We start from the raw sequence: 13,770 nt of genomic DNA, 5'->3' as shown, positions 1-13,770 counted from the left end.
GCATTTACCGCACCGGCCAATCTTCCGCGGTGATGGTCGCGGCATCGGCGCCGACGATTTCGGAGAGCGAATCGCGCCCCGTCCGCAGCAGGGTCGACGACAAATCGCGCTTGATGTCCTCGACCAGCCCGAGCCCCTTGTAGACCAGCGACGAATAGAGCTGGATCAGGCTGGCGCCGGCGCGGATCTTGGTCAGCGCGGCGCCGCCGGAGTCGATGCCGCCGACACCGATCAGCGGAAATGCGCCTTCGACGCGCACAAACGTCTCCGCCACCATCCGCGTCGAAAGCCGAAACAGCGGCCGGCCTGACAGGCCGCCCTGCTCCTTGGCGCGGTTCTCCTCGCGCAACGTCGACGGGCGCGCCAGCGTGGTGTTGGCGACGATCATGCCGTCGACGCGGCGCGAGCGCGCGATGTGCACGACGTCGTCGAGCTCGGCAAGGCTGAGATCCGGCGCGATCTTCAACAGCACGGGCGAGTCCCCGGCATTCTTGCGGACGCGCTCGCGGGTGTCGATCACCCGCGACAGCAGATCGTCGAGCGCTGCCGATTGCTGCAGATTGCGCAGGCCCGGCGTGTTCGGCGAGGAGACGTTGACGGTGAAATAGCTCGCGACCGGCGCAAACGTCTCGATCAGCTTCACATAGTCGGCGACGCGATCGGACGAATCCTTGTTGGCGCCGACATTGACGCCGACGATACCGCCGTGGTCGGCGCGTGAGGCGAGCCGCCGCAGCACCGCCTCCGCACCATCATTGTTGAACCCCATGCGGTTGATTACGCCCTCGTCGCGCTCGAGCCGGAACAACCGCGGCCGCGGATTGCCGCTCTGAGGTATCGGCGTCACCGAGCCGATCTCGACAAAGCCGAAACCGAGCCGCAGCAGCGCATCGGGCACTTCCGCGCTCTTGTCGAAGCCGGCCGCCATGCCGATCGGATTCGGGAAGTTCAGCCCGAAGGCGCGTACCGCGAGCTTCGGATCATCCGGCCGCCGCCGGACCGGCGGCAGCAGCCTCAAGCCCTGGATCGCCATGCGATGGGCATCTTCGGCGTCGAACCAGCGCAGCAGCGGCAGCGAGAAGGCGTCGAAGGCGCGAATCACGGCTTGAGCTCCGGAACGTCGTGACCGCCATCGGAGCGGGCGTGCAGGCTGAGGATTTCGATCACCGCGCCAAGGTCGAGCTCGCCATAAAGATGCGGGAACAGCTCGTCATTGCGCGATGGCTCCCAGCGCAGCGCGTCGCCGAGTGCGTCACCATCGACCGCAACCAGGAACAGGCCGGTTTCCCCTTGGTAGTGCTTGCGCACGGTTTCGGCGACCTGGGACGCGGTGGAAAAATGGATGAAGCCGTCGCGTTTGTCGTCCGCACTGCCCCGGTATACGCCCTGCCGCTCGGCCTCGCGCCAGGCCGAAGCGGGGGTGATTTTGTAGATTATAGGCACGTGCCGGCGTTCCCTTTTGTCCTTGAGTCTCTTGGGATTTTGTCCGGATTTGGCGGGGATAACCCCAGACGACACCGGGCGAGCCAGCGACCGTATCGGCGGCCGCGCCGCAACTCAAGCGGCTGAGCCGTACAGCGAGAGCGTTTTCGAGCGAAGTGGATCCCGGTTCGCGTGAAGAAAACGCGTCAAAACAAGAATCTGGAGCCGTTCCGTTCCGGAACGGAGCGGCTCCAGAGCAGAATTGCGGAAGCTGCCCGATTGAGGCAATAATTCCTAAAGTTCCACAGGGAACGTCCTCGATGGTCAAACAGCCAAAGGCCCCGCGACCGCTGACCCACGACCAGGTCTGGAGCGCGCTCGACCGGCTCGCCGAACGCGCCGGCCTGTCGCCGTCCGGCCTCGCCAAGCGCGCCGGCCTCGACCCCACCACCTTCAACCGGTCCAAACGCGTCACCGGCGGCGGCCGCGAGCGCTGGCCGTCGACCGAGTCGGTCTCGAAAGCACTGGCCGCGACCAACGCCTCGATCGACACCTTCGTGCAGCTGATCGGTGACGGCGGGCGCACCGGCCAGTCGGTGCCGCTGCTCGGCTTCACCCAGGCGGGCTCGAGCGGCCATTTCGACGACAGCGGTGCTCCCATCGGAAAGGGCTGGGACGAGGTGGCGCTGCCCGCTGTGAGCGACGAGCACGCCTATGCGCTGGAGATCGAGGGCGATCAGATGAAGCCCACTTATCGCGAGGGCGACATCATCGTGGTGTCGCCGGCAACCGCAATCCGCCGCGGCGACCGCGTGGTGGTGCGCACGTCAGGCGGCGAGGTGATGGTGAAGGAACTGAAACGCCGCACCGCCAAGGTGCTGGAGCTTGCCTCGCTCAATCCTGATCATCCCGACCGCATGCTCGATGCGGACGAGGTCGCGTGGATCGCGCGGATCGTGTGGGTGAGCCAGTAGTTGGGCGAGTGAGTAGCAGAGCGAGCGCGTCGCCACGAACACCGGTGTCGTCCCGGGCAAGCGAAGCGCGACCCGGGATCCATAACCACCGCATAAAGTATTGGAGCAGGCTGGAGCCACAGCCCGCTCCAATACTTTATGCGGTGGTTATGGTCCCGGCCTTCGCCGGGACGACAATAGAGATTGCGACGCGCCTTACCTCACCTCACGTCGCGTAATCAGGCTCTCTCCGGTCCAGCATCCGCTTGAGCGCATCGAAATGCCGCTGCGACGGGGTCGGGCCCTTGTAGAGGTGGTCGTCGCGAAAATCGCGCTTGGTCTTCTCGACCACCTGCGGCGGCAATTGCTTCAGCGGCTGCTGGGTCCACATCGCGTAGATCTGCACCTGCGCGGCGCGCTCGACGTAATAGAGCCGGTCATAGGCGTCGGCGATGGTCTCTCCGACAGTAGAGATGCCGTGATTGGCCATGAACAGCACGGTCTTGTTGCCGATCACTTTCGCCAGCCGCGCGCCTTCGGCGGGATCGAGCGCGGGACCAGTATAGACGTCGTCATAGGCGATCGCTTCCGACAGCCCGACCTCGGTCTGGCCGATCTCCTTGATGCGCGGATCTTCGAGCCGGGTCAGCGCGCTGGCAAACGGCATGTGGGTGTGGAACACCGCCTTGGCCTGCGGCAACGCCTTGTGGATCGGCGCGTGGATGCAATAGCAGGAGCGCTCGACTTCGCCCTCGCCGCGCTTCACCTCGGCATCGTCGATGCCGACCTCCATGAAGGACGACGCCGTCACCTCCGACCAGTGCATGCCGAACGGGATCTGATAGTAACGATCGGTGCGGCCGGGCACCACGAGGGTGAGATGGTTGAAGATGCCTTCCGAAAAACCGTGATTGAAGGCGAGCCGATGCGCGGCTGCGAGATCGACCCGCGCCTGCCATTCCTCGGCGCTCGAGTCGTTCTGCAGCGATGACGGCGAAACCCTGAACTGCATACGCGTGCTCCCATCTGTACCGGCCCTGTCGGGCCGAGGTGTTGTTATGCGCGCGAGTGTAGCGCAATCCGGCGCGAGCTCAGCTGAAATTGCCGGGGAGCAGCCATCCGGATTTTGCGGGCTTTTGTCCCTCTCCCCCTGTGGGAGAGGGTGGACGCGATGCGCAGCATCGCGGACGGGTGAGGGGTATCCATCCACACGTACCGAGTTCGTGGAGACATACCCCTCATCCGGCGCTTCGCGCCACCTTCTCCCACAGGGGGAGAAGGGAGAAGCCTAAGCCGACCGCGCCAGCGCGCCGTCGATCATGCTCACCGCATTCTGCACGCCATAGACCGCCACAAAGGAGCCGAAGCGCGGGCCCTTCTCCTGGCCGAGCAGCACCTGGTAGAGCATGTTGAACCAGTCGAGCGAGACGCCGGGACGGCCGTCCTTGCCCTTCTTGACCGTGTCCAGGAACGGCTCGCGGCGGCCGATCTCGTAGACCACGTTCTGGATGTCTTCCGCGCTCGCGCCCACGGCCAGATTGGAGAGCGCGTCGCGCAGATCCTGCAGCGCGGCGCGTTCGCCTTCGGTCGGCTCGCGGAACTGTTTTGTCGGCGCCACGAAGTCGCGATAATAGTTGATGGCGTAGCCGACCATGTCGTCGAGCTTCGGATGCGACTGCGGCGTCACGCCCGGGCGATAGCGGCCGATGAAGCCCCACAGCGTCTCGGCATTCTCCGCGTTCGATGACGACACCAGCGTCAGCAACAGCTGGAAGGTGACGGGCATGTCAGCCTGCGGCGGCTTGGCGGAATGGATGTGCCAGACCGGGTTCTGCAGCTGCTGCCGTGCTTCCTGCTTTGGAAAGCCATCGAGGAATTGCTGATAGTCGTCGACATTGCGCGGGATGACGTCGAAATACAGCCGCTTCGCCGCCTTCGGCTCGCGATACATGAACAGCGACAGCGATTCCGGCGAGGCGTAGCGCAGCCATTCGTCGATGGTCAGGCCATTGCCCTTCGACTTCGAGATCTTCTGGCCCTTCTCGTCGAGGAACAGTTCGAAATTGAAGCCCTCGGGCGGCGTGCCGCCAAGCGCCGCGCAGATCTTGCCCGACAGCTTGACCGAGTCGATCAGGTCCTTGCCGGCCATTTCATAGTCGACGCCGAGCGCGAACCAGCGCATCGCCCAATCCGGCTTCCATTGCAGCTTGCAATGGCCGCCGGTGACGGGAACGGTGACGCTCTCCTTGGTTTCCGGATCTTCGTAGGAGATGGTGCCAGCCTTGGCATCATGCGCGGTGACCGGAACGTAGAGCACCAGCCCGGTGCGCGGACAGATCGGCAGGAACGGCGAATAGCTGGCCGCGCGCTCCTCGCGGAGCGACGGCAGCATGATCGCCATCACCTTGTCGATCCGCTCGAGCATGCGCAGCAGCGCCGCGTCGAACTTCCCCGAGGTGTAATACTCGGTCGCGCTCGCGAATTCATAGTCGAAGCCGAACTGGTCGAGGAAGGCGCGCAGCCGCGCATTGTTGTGCTGGCCGAAGCTCGGATGGGTGCCGAACGGATCGGGCACCTTGGTCAGCGGCTTGCCGAGATTCTTCTCCAGCAGCTCCTTGTTCGGCACGTTGTCGGGCACCTTGCGCAGGCCGTCCATGTCGTCGGAGAAAGCGAGCAGGCGCGTCTTGATCTTGTCCTCGGTCAGCACGCGGAAGGCGTGGCGGACCATGGAGGTGCGTGCGACCTCGCCGAAGGTGCCGATATGCGGCAGCCCCGACGGACCGTAACCGGTCTCGAACAGCACCTCCTGCTTCGGAGTTTTCTTCAGCCGCGCCACGATCGCTTTCGCCTGCTCGAATGGCCAGGCGTTGGATTGTTCGGCGAGCGCACGCAAATCGCTCGGGCTGAAGGGAGGATCAATCACGGACATTCTTCAGGCTTTCTCCAAAGGGACGCGGAAACTAGCGTTTTCGTGGCAAAATGCAAAATGATGGAAGGTCATCGTCATTCCGGGGCGATGCGGCAGCATCGAACCCGGAATCTCGAGATTCCCCGGTGCGCAATCGCGCACCTGAGGTCTGGTCCTTCGGACCATCCCGGAATGACTGCTTCAAAACGGGCTGATCGAGAAGTACCGCAGCCACAGATCGGTGAAGCGGCCTTTTTCCCAGAGACGGAACAGCGCCCAGTTGAGCGACTGTCGCAGCAGGTCGTTGCCTTTGCGCACGGCGATGCCGACGCCCTCGCCGAAATAGCGGCTTTCGACGAACGGGCCGCCGGAGAAGGCGCAGCATTCGGCCGAATCGGTGCCGTTGATCCAGAACGCCAGCGCGATCGCATCGCCAAAGATCAAGTCGACCTCGCCGCGGCGGAGCGCCCCACGCAGCGCGTCGTCATTCGGATAGGAATGGACCTCGGCGTCGGTGAACATCGCCTTGAGATAGGCCTCGTGCGAGGTGCCGGTGATGACACCGACCTTCTTGCCCTCGAGATATTCGGGACGGATCTCAGCCATCACGGCGTCGCGCCGTGAAACAAAGCGCGCCGGCGCGCGATAATAGGGGTCGGTGAAATCGACCTTGGCGCGGAGCTGCGGTGTCACCGCGAGCGAGGCAATGATGGCATCGCCCCGGTTGGTCGCGAGCGCATCGACCAGGGTTTCGAAGCGGCGCATCTGAATGGTGCAGGTGACTTTGATCTCGTCGCAGAGCGAGCGGGCCAGATCGACGTTGAAGCCGGCCGGATTGCCGTCCGGGCCGGTGAAGTTGAACGGCGGATAATCGGTCTCGGTCAGGAAGCGGATCACGGTCAGCCGCGACAGGTCCGGCCGGTCGGGCCGGCGCCGTGGATCCCAGAAGCCCGGCACCGCCTGCGGCGCGCCTTCGGCGGCCGCCTTCGGCGGCGCGGTCAGTGCCGATGGAGCCGCGGCCGCAGGCGGGGACGCTGCCGGAGCGGCCTGCGCAGGCGCCGACTTGGCGGACGGGGCCGGAGCCGGAGCTGGAGCGGTCTTGGCCGGCGGCGTCTGCGCGGGCTGAGCGGGGGGCGTCTGTGCGGCCGCGGGACCAGCCGATGCCAGCAATCCAGCCGCCATCATCGCCGCGACCAGATGAGCGACCTGGCGCGACCGGACGGCAAAGGGCTGGGTGGGCTGATCTGGCATAAATGGACGATTTTGAAGGAATTGGACGGCCTTATAGACCATCCGAAGCGCGATGCGAGCGCCGATTGGGCCAATTACGAGCGGCCAAAGCGATCAGAGATACCGTTTCAAATCGGTCGCCGCGTCCTCGGGCGTCCGTTTCAGGTTGAACGGCGACACGAAATGGCCGTCGCGATCCATCAGATAGATCAGCGCGGTGTGATCCATCGTGTAGTCGCCATCCTTGAGCGGCACCTTCTTGGCATAGACGCGATATTCCGACAGCACCTTGGCGATCGAGGCCTGATCGCCGGTGAGGCCCTTCAAATGCGGGTCGAAGCTCGAGAGGTAATCCTTCATCGCGGCCTGGGTGTCGCGCTCGGGATCGACCGAGACGAAATAGGTGTTCACACGATCGGCGTCCTTGCCCATCGCCCTCAGCACCTCGGACATTTCGAACAGCGAGGTCGGGCAGACGTCGGGACAATGGGTGAAGCCGAAGAAGATCAGCGTCGGCTTGCCCTTGAGATCCTTGTCGGTGACGGTCTGGCCGGACTGGTCGGTGAGCTGGAACGGCCCGCCGATCGCGGCCGGCGCTGTGACGCTGCGCAAGCCTCCGACGGCCCACAGCATGATGACCAGGCCAACCGCCAGGCTGGCGGCAAAGGCGGCAAAGATCACCAGCGGGCGGGTGGTTTGGGGCATGATGCGAGGGCGTCCTTGTCGGTCAGAAGCAGGCTGAGATGCCGGCGGCGATCATCTCGAAGAACACCGTGGACCCGTAATGGAACCAGAGTGCGGCAGCGGCAAGCAGGGCAAGACCGCCGATAGCCGCGGCGCCCCAGAGGATCACGGACGCCACCCGGCCCTGTGGCGCGGCGACGAGCTGTGGCTGGGCTGAGACCGGCTGAACCATCCGGTTCAGATAGGCCGGGTTCCGACAGGCGGCAAGCACAATGGCAGCCTGCCCGATCACGTCATGCGGAGGGTGCGCTGTTCAGTGCGAGGCCGGCTTGAGCACCGAGGCCTGGGCGTCGAGATAGCAGGGTTTGTAGAGCGCCTGCAGCTGCTTGCCGCGCAGGAAGATCATGTGTGGCGTCAGGCCGCCGCGCGCGTTGATCCATCTGCGCACCGCCGGCGGGTACATCGAATAGAGCATCTGGGTTGCTTCGGGATTGGTGACGGCGCGGCCATTGTCGCCGAAGTCCCAGGCGGCGTGGAAGCCGAGATTGGCGTGCGAGGTGACGCAGATCCGATCGCGAGGGACCGCGCCGAGCACGATGGTGCAGGCCGAGGCGCACAGACCGTCGATGATCACGGTCTCGCCCGACGTGCGCAGTCCCTGATATTTGTCGACATAGGTTCCGATCCGACCGCCGCGATCATCGGCGATCCTGACCACGGCGTGAGACGCCCCCATCCCCGCCAGCAGGAGAACCGCAGCGAGCAACCCCGTCATCAACTTCATTGGCCAGCCCCAGTCGAAACCGAATCTGTTTGTCTTGGTGATGCAGTGGAGGTGAGCGTGTTGCCAGACCGGAGTTTTGTCCAGCCAAGCGAAGCCGATCAAAACAAATTCAAATTGGGTGTTGCGCGCGCGCTGCAGTTGCTCACTCCAAGGTCCCAAACTGGAACAATCCGTCGCAGCCGCTTGATGCGCCACCGCCACAGGCAAGGGCCATCAAGAGCCATTTGGCGTTGACCGCACTCGATGACGCGGTCTTCAATCGCGCCGAGGCTGGGGGAGAATCGGAATGGCTGACGATGCAGATGTGATCGTGGTTGGCGGCGGACTGGCGGGACTTGTCGCCGCGACCGAGATCGCCGACGCCGGCAAGCGCGTCATCGTGCTCGACCAGGAAGGGGAACAGAACCTCGGCGGCCAGGCGTTCTGGTCGTTCGGCGGATTGTTCCTGGTCGATTCGCCGGAGCAGCGGCGGCTCGGCATCAAGGATTCCGCCGAGCTGGCGATGCAGGACTGGATGGGCACCGCAGGCTTCGATCGTGACGACGATCACTGGCCGCGCCAATGGGCGGAGGCCTATGTCGCCTTCGCCGCCGGCGAGAAACGCGACTGGCTGCGCGCGATGGGCCATCGCATCTTCCCGGTGGTCGGCTGGGCCGAACGCGGCGGCTATGACGCGATGGGTCACGGCAATTCGGTGCCGCGCTTTCACGTGACCTGGGGCACCGGCCCCGGAATCGTCGAGCCGTTCGAGCGGCGTGCGCGCGAGGCCGCCAAAAATGGCCGGCTGATCTTCAAGTTCCGCCATCGCGTCGATGCGCTCAACATTACCAACGGTGCCGTCGACGGCGTCAGCGGCGCGATCCTGGAACCGACCGATGTCGAGCGCGGCAAGAGCTCCTCGCGTAAAGTCGTGGGCGATTTTTCCCTTCGCGCACAAGCCGTGATCGTCGCCTCCGGCGGCATCGGCGGCAATCATGATCTGGTGCGGCAGAACTGGCCGAAGCGGCTCGGCGAGCCGCCGAAGTTCATGATTTCAGGCGTGCCCGAGCATGTCGACGGCCGCATGATCGGCATCACCGAGGCCGCCGGTGCACGGCTGATCAACCGCGACCGGATGTGGCACTACGTCGAGGGCATCCAGAACTGGAACCCGATCTGGCCGCGGCACGGCATCCGGATTCTGCCGGGGCCGTCGTCGCTGTGGTTCGACGCATCAGGCAAGCGCTTCCCCGCGCCCCTGTTCCCGGGCTCAGATACGCTGGGGCAACTGCACCACATCATGAGCACCGGCTACGATTATTCCTGGTTCATCCTGACCCAGAGCATCATCAAGAAGGAATTCGCGCTGTCAGGCTCCGAGCAGAATCCCGACCTGACGGGAAAAAGCTGGCGCATGACGATCAAGCGCGCCACCAACAAGGGCGCGCCGGCGCCCGTGGAGGCGTTCAAGCAGCACGGCGCCGATTTCATCGTGCGCGACAATCTCGCCGACCTCGTCGGTGCGATGAACACGCTGGTCGGCAACGATCTCTTGAAGCTCGATTACATCAAGATGCAGATCGAGGCGCGAGATCGCGAGATCGCCAACCCCTTCGTCAAGGACGCGCAGGTGATGAACATGCACAATGCGCGCCGCTATATCGGCGATAGATTAATCCGCACCGCCAAGCCGCACCGCATCCTCGATCCCGACCACGGCCCGCTGATCGCGGTGAAACTCAACATCCTGACCCGCAAGACGCTCGGCGGCTTCGAGACCGATCTCGATACGCGCGTGTTCGGCAATGACCGCCAGATCATCCGCGGCCTGTATGCGGCCGGCGAAGCGGCAGGCTTCGGCGGCGGCGGCGTGCACGGCTATCGCTCGCTGGAAGGCACGTTCCTGGGCGGCTGCCTGTTCTCGGGAAGGAATGCCGGACGCGCGGCGGCGAAGGCGGTGGGGTAGGTGGTGTACCTATAAACCGGCGGCGTCATGTGACTGGTGACTACGTCCGCTTTGCTCCTATAGCGACCAAGTGCGGTGGGCAACGCAGTATGTTCGCGATGGGCCAGTAGCGGTCATGCGCCGCGTTCGAGCAGAATACTTTCTTTGGCGCGATCGAAACGGTTGGTGTTTCAGTCGTCGATAACAAAGTTAGGATCGTCTAAGTATGCATAAGAAACTGAAACGGGAGGTGGCGCGCCCGGATCTGCCAAATGGGTCAGAACACGAAGCATCGCGTTTGGCATGTGCGATGGGCTAACGACGACATTTCCATGAAGTATTCTGAAACGACTAGCGTCGCAGAATCGATATATTTCCCAAAGCACGGAGTGAGGTCCTTGGCGGGAGACGTGGCTCAGGCCAAATAGGCATGGTTGACCAAAGCCTTGCTTTTCGTAGTCGCGCTGAGTCCCGTCGCCAAACCACACGTCCCATCGCGTACGAAGATTCTTCGAGACGATGTAATCGCCCGCAAAAATCGCGATATCATTCACGACGTTGAGGCCAAGATACTTTCCGGCCCAGGCAGGTTCGTAATCTGCCAATGCACTTATAGTATCACCTCCGGCCGGAACGAGGTGGCCGCCGTAGCGATAGACCCAGGCGTCGAGTATGGACAATACTTCCGCGGAAAAGCGCAACTCGACCGAAAACGTTCTCAAATATTTGGCGAGGTATTCCAGACGAAGCGCTTTGTTTTCCAGAAAGTACTCATAGTTCGTCTCGATCTCCCGTTTCGCGAGTACGAGCTCACTGTCGTGAAAAGGCGGAGAATAAATCGGATAATCCCGCAAGCCACGCCAAACGCGGCGATGGTCGATCAGGTTTCTCAGAACTCTCACAATCACTTTCCAGGTAGACCGGTGGAACCTATGCCACGATACCGAGAAGGTCGAGACCTACGCAAGCCTTCCAGATCGAGCGATCCGCTAAGGGTAATTCGCGTCGGTTTGCTCGTCCGCCGATGACTTCCGGTATACTCAAGCAAACGGACATTCCGAGGCCGCGCCGGCGTGTCTCAAACGAGCCAACATGCGACATCGCACGCTCGGTTTCGATATAAAAGAGAACGCCAACTGAGGCGGCCTTACTCATTCACGAGATCAATGCCTCTGTCGCTCAGTGCCATTATGAGGGCCTCGATGTCTTTCGGATCGACCTCCGCAGGCTGATCAATCAAATCGTTGATTTGATCGAAGGTCACAAAGCAAGTCTTTCCACCCAACTCGACGGCTTTCCGGACCAATTCTGACCAATCCATCTAGCTCTCCTGAATTTAGGACATTGCCTCTACCCATGGGCTCGAGAGTCGGTTTTTCAAATCATGCCACTACGAAATAAAACCAAGCCACTACGCTCGGGAACAGGCCAGTACCCGGGTCGCACATCGGAACAGATTGGCAACTGCAGAACCATTCCCGAACACGGCGGATACCGAGCCGACTTCTGTTCAGAGTCATTTTCGACGGTTTCAGCGAGATTGTCGGCTGGCTGATGTCCGCTTCTACCCCGTAAGCGTCCAACCGGGGCCTGCCCGGAGCGTTGCGTCTAGCCAGACCATGTGATGCAAGCTTCCAAACTGGGGGCTCGAACCGTGCGTTACGAACTCGCCGATCATGAATGGCAACCGCGAAAGAGCTGCCCCTCTCCGGGCGCCTGCACGATTTCGGAATATTAGAAGAATATCGCTGAGTTGCCCGACGTGTCAAGTCGCCTGGTCGAACAGTCGCCTGGTCGAACGCCGGCCACCGCCGGCTACTTTGCATGGGGTTGTTTTCGATATTTTGGCAACGCGCTCCTGCGACGGCGCTTGCGGAGGAGGGTGCACAGAGGTTTCGGCCAGACCGATCCAACCTGATTTCAATTTATCTCCCCTCACCTCTCATCCGCCTCCGCACTGAGGAAGCGAACGCCGAACGGTTCGGCGTTGGCCTCGCCCCAATCGTACAGCGCCTGCAGCATCGGCTTCAGCATCTCGCCGCGCTTGGTCAGGCTGTAGCGCGAGTTGCTGCCGGCGCGCTCGTGCTTGACGAAGCCGGCGTTGCAGAGATCGCGCAGACGCTCGGTCAGGACCTTGTCGCTCAATGACGGGATGTCGTGGCGCAATTCGCCATAACGCATCGGGCGGATTTTTAGCCGGCTCAGGATCACCGTCTTCCATTTGCCGCTGAGCTGATCGATCGAGAATTCGACCGGGCAACCATATTTGCGCTTGGTCTTGCGTATCATCCCGCTCTCCCGCGGCACTTTCCATCTGGTTCGTTGAGGGCCGCCATCGATCCATCTAAGCACGCTTGCGCGGGTTGGGGAGAACTTAGGGATCATTACAAGGCATGACAGAAGACAGTTCCGCCGAGGCCGCGCGCGATGCGCGCACGACGCACCCACGCATCGTCGTCACACGCAACGGGCCTTACCAACCAGACCCCGGCATTGCGATCGTCGATCACCTCGGTGTGCCGATCGCAGCCGAGACGCCGGTCAGGCTCTGCCGCTGCGGGCAATCACAGACAAAACCGTTCTGCGACGACAGCCACATCAGGCGCGGCTTCACCGACGCCAAGGATCCGCGGCGGGTGCCCGACAAGCTCGATGTCTATGCAGGACAGCAGGCGTTCGTATCAGACAACCGCGGTACCTGCGCGCATTCCGGCTTCTGCACCGACCGTCTCAAATCGGTGTTTCATCTCGGCGAAGAGCCCTTCGTCACGCCGAGCGGCGCGCGGCTCGATGATCTCGTCAACGCGGTGCGCAAATGCCCGTCGGGCGCGCTTGGCATCGGCATCCGACCCGCGCGCGATGCCAACCTGTCTGATGTCAGCCGGCCGCCGCAGATCGAGGTGTCCAAGGACGGCCCCTATCGCGTCACTGGGCATGTCGAACTGGTCGATGAGGACGGCGTCCCCTTCGTACAGAACGCGGGCGCGTCGCAGGAGCATGTCAGCCTGTGCCGCTGCGGCTCGTCGCTGAACAAGCCGTTCTGCAGCGGGATGCATTGGAATGTCGAATTCCGCGATCCCGTTCCCGATCCATTGCGCGAGCCGACGCTGTTCGAATGGGCCGGCGGCTATCCGGCGCTGCTCGACATGACGCGGATCTTCTACAGCCGCTACGTGCCGGAGGACCCGCTGCTCGGGCCGCTGTTCGCGGAGATGTCGCCGGACCATCCTGAACGGGTCGCGGCCTGGCTCAGCGAGGTGTTCGGCGGCCCGCGCTTCTACACCGAGCGCTATGGCGGCTATCGGCGGATGGTCTCGCAGCACATCGGCAAGGAGATCCAGCCGGTGCAGCGCGCGCTGTGGGCGACCTACATGGTGCAGAGCGCCGACGATGCCGGGCTGCCGTCCGATCCCGAATTCCGCGCCGCCTTCGTCGCCTATATCGAATGGGGTTCGCGGATCGCGATGGAGAATTCCGGGGCGGGCGCCAAGCCGCCGCCGAACATGCCGGTGCCGCGATGGTGGTGGGTCTGCAACGCGACACCAGGCACGCGGCCATCCGCGCTCGCCGACAACGCACAGACCACGAACGACGCTGATCCGGCATTGCCCGGCCCCGATGAAGACGTGCAGTTCGAGCAGCACATCCGGCCGCTGTTCCGGCCGATGGACCGCAACTCGATGCTGTTCGCCTTTGACCTCTGGAAGGAAGAGGATGTCAGCAGGCATGGTGAGCAGATCCTGGCACGGCTGCAGGCCGGCACCATGCCCTGCGATGGCGCCTGGCCGGCCGAGCGGGTGGCGCTGTTCGCACGCTGGGCCAGTGCGCTGAATCCGTCAGCCTGATCGGGAAGCAGCACCTCCGG

General features: G+C 63.1%; 14 protein-coding genes. 3 read left to right on the top strand and 11 right to left on the bottom strand.

All coding sequences use genetic code 11. From position 1 onward, the window contains the following. Window positions 1–4: 4 nt before the first annotated feature. Both UP09_RS34705 and UP09_RS34700 read right to left on the bottom strand, forming a co-directional pair. Window positions 5–1,102 (bottom strand): quinone-dependent dihydroorotate dehydrogenase, encoded by a 1,098-nt coding sequence (locus UP09_RS34705; RefSeq protein WP_044542908.1) that lies wholly within the window; start codon window positions 1,100–1,102, stop codon window positions 5–7. Beyond that, window positions 1,099–1,443 (bottom strand): DUF952 domain-containing protein, encoded by a 345-nt coding sequence (locus UP09_RS34700; protein WP_156164933.1) that lies wholly within the window; start codon window positions 1,441–1,443, stop codon window positions 1,099–1,101. The genes UP09_RS34705 and UP09_RS34700 overlap by 4 nt, the downstream gene beginning before the upstream one ends. Before the next feature lie 299 nt (window positions 1,444–1,742). Here UP09_RS34700 and UP09_RS34695 point away from each other — a divergent pair, with 299 nt between their 5' ends. Next, window positions 1,743–2,396, top strand: a complete 654-nt coding sequence (locus UP09_RS34695; RefSeq protein ID WP_044542907.1) for a S24 family peptidase — start codon at window positions 1,743–1,745, stop codon at window positions 2,394–2,396. 205 nt (window positions 2,397–2,601) lie between these two features. On the opposite strand, the gene UP09_RS34690 is transcribed toward UP09_RS34695, so the two are convergent. The 6 genes from UP09_RS34690 to UP09_RS34665 form a co-directional block, all read right to left on the bottom strand. After that, entirely contained in the window at window positions 2,602–3,387 is a 786-nt protein-coding gene (locus UP09_RS34690) for a class II aldolase/adducin family protein (protein WP_044542906.1), read from the bottom strand. Window positions 3,388–3,663: 276 nt separating this feature from the next. Further along, on the bottom strand, window positions 3,664–5,304 hold the full coding sequence (locus UP09_RS34685; protein WP_044542905.1) for a lysine--tRNA ligase: 1,641 nt from the start codon (window positions 5,302–5,304) through the stop codon (window positions 3,664–3,666). Window positions 5,305–5,484: 180 nt separating this feature from the next. Beyond that, window positions 5,485–6,534: a transporter substrate-binding domain-containing protein gene (locus UP09_RS34680; RefSeq protein WP_044543185.1), complete on the bottom strand. Its 1,050-nt coding sequence runs from the start codon at window positions 6,532–6,534 to the stop codon at window positions 5,485–5,487. 93 nt (window positions 6,535–6,627) lie between these two features. Further along, window positions 6,628–7,218 carry an SCO family protein gene (locus UP09_RS34675; protein ID WP_044542904.1) on the bottom strand — a complete coding sequence of 197 codons (591 nt, stop codon included), beginning with the start codon at window positions 7,216–7,218 and terminating at the stop codon, window positions 6,628–6,630. Between the two features lie 22 nt (window positions 7,219–7,240). After that, complete coding sequence (locus tag UP09_RS34670; protein WP_245302373.1) at window positions 7,241–7,468, bottom strand: hypothetical protein; 228 nt, start codon at window positions 7,466–7,468, stop codon at window positions 7,241–7,243. A 42-nt stretch (window positions 7,469–7,510) separates the two neighbouring features. Further along, the gene (locus UP09_RS34665) at window positions 7,511–7,981 is read right to left on the bottom strand and encodes a hypothetical protein (RefSeq protein ID WP_044542903.1); all 471 of its coding nucleotides are present in this window, start codon (window positions 7,979–7,981) and stop codon (window positions 7,511–7,513) included. Window positions 7,982–8,267: 286 nt separating this feature from the next. On the opposite strand from UP09_RS34665, the gene UP09_RS34660 reads away from it, so the two are divergent. Continuing rightward, window positions 8,268–9,926: an FAD-binding dehydrogenase gene (locus UP09_RS34660; protein ID WP_044542902.1), complete on the top strand. Its 1,659-nt coding sequence runs from the start codon at window positions 8,268–8,270 to the stop codon at window positions 9,924–9,926. A 170-nt stretch (window positions 9,927–10,096) separates the two neighbouring features. On the opposite strand, the gene UP09_RS34655 is transcribed toward UP09_RS34660, so the two are convergent. The 3 genes from UP09_RS34655 to UP09_RS34645 all read right to left on the bottom strand — a co-directional run bounded on the left by UP09_RS34655 (window position 10,097) and on the right by UP09_RS34645 (window position 12,194). After that, complete coding sequence (locus UP09_RS34655; RefSeq protein WP_156164932.1) at window positions 10,097–10,807, bottom strand: hypothetical protein; 711 nt, start codon at window positions 10,805–10,807, stop codon at window positions 10,097–10,099. A 245-nt stretch (window positions 10,808–11,052) separates the two neighbouring features. After that, entirely contained in the window at window positions 11,053–11,226 is a 174-nt protein-coding gene (locus UP09_RS34650; protein WP_044542900.1) for an RNA polymerase sigma factor region1.1 domain-containing protein, read from the bottom strand. A 614-nt stretch (window positions 11,227–11,840) separates the two neighbouring features. Continuing rightward, window positions 11,841–12,194, bottom strand: coding sequence for a winged helix-turn-helix transcriptional regulator (locus UP09_RS34645; RefSeq protein ID WP_044542899.1), 354 nt, complete (start codon window positions 12,192–12,194; stop codon window positions 11,841–11,843). Between the two features lie 104 nt (window positions 12,195–12,298). Between UP09_RS34645 and UP09_RS34640 the strand changes: the two genes are divergently transcribed. Then, entirely contained in the window at window positions 12,299–13,750 is a 1,452-nt protein-coding gene (locus UP09_RS34640; RefSeq protein WP_044542898.1) for a CDGSH iron-sulfur domain-containing protein, read from the top strand. The last annotated feature ends 20 nt before the right edge of the window (window positions 13,751–13,770 follow it).

The organism is Bradyrhizobium sp. LTSP885, from assembly GCF_000938305.1.
In the GTDB taxonomy this organism is placed as follows: Bacteria; Pseudomonadota; Alphaproteobacteria; order Rhizobiales; family Xanthobacteraceae; genus Bradyrhizobium.
This window is presented reverse-complemented; position numbering and strand designations above follow the sequence as displayed.

Excerpts from the sequence above, each read along its gene's own strand:
- UP09_RS34695 (WP_044542907.1), top strand. The coding sequence starts at position 1,743 with ATGGTCAAACAGCCAAAGGCCCCGCGACCGCTGACCCACGACCAGGTC.
- UP09_RS34690 (WP_044542906.1), bottom strand. The coding sequence starts at position 3,387 with ATGCAGTTCAGGGTTTCGCCGTCATCGCTGCAGAACGACTCGAGCGCC.
- UP09_RS34685 (WP_044542905.1), bottom strand. The coding sequence starts at position 5,304 with ATGTCCGTGATTGATCCTCCCTTCAGCCCGAGCGATTTGCGTGCGCTC.
- UP09_RS34680 (WP_044543185.1), bottom strand. The coding sequence starts at position 6,534 with ATGCCAGATCAGCCCACCCAGCCCTTTGCCGTCCGGTCGCGCCAGGTC.
- UP09_RS34675 (WP_044542904.1), bottom strand. The coding sequence starts at position 7,218 with ATGCCCCAAACCACCCGCCCGCTGGTGATCTTTGCCGCCTTTGCCGCC.
- UP09_RS34665 (WP_044542903.1), bottom strand. The coding sequence starts at position 7,981 with ATGAAGTTGATGACGGGGTTGCTCGCTGCGGTTCTCCTGCTGGCGGGG.
- UP09_RS34660 (WP_044542902.1), top strand. The coding sequence starts at position 8,268 with ATGGCTGACGATGCAGATGTGATCGTGGTTGGCGGCGGACTGGCGGGA.
- UP09_RS34650 (WP_044542900.1), bottom strand. The coding sequence starts at position 11,226 with ATGGATTGGTCAGAATTGGTCCGGAAAGCCGTCGAGTTGGGTGGAAAG.
- UP09_RS34645 (WP_044542899.1), bottom strand. The coding sequence starts at position 12,194 with ATGATACGCAAGACCAAGCGCAAATATGGTTGCCCGGTCGAATTCTCG.
- UP09_RS34640 (WP_044542898.1), top strand. The coding sequence starts at position 12,299 with ATGACAGAAGACAGTTCCGCCGAGGCCGCGCGCGATGCGCGCACGACG.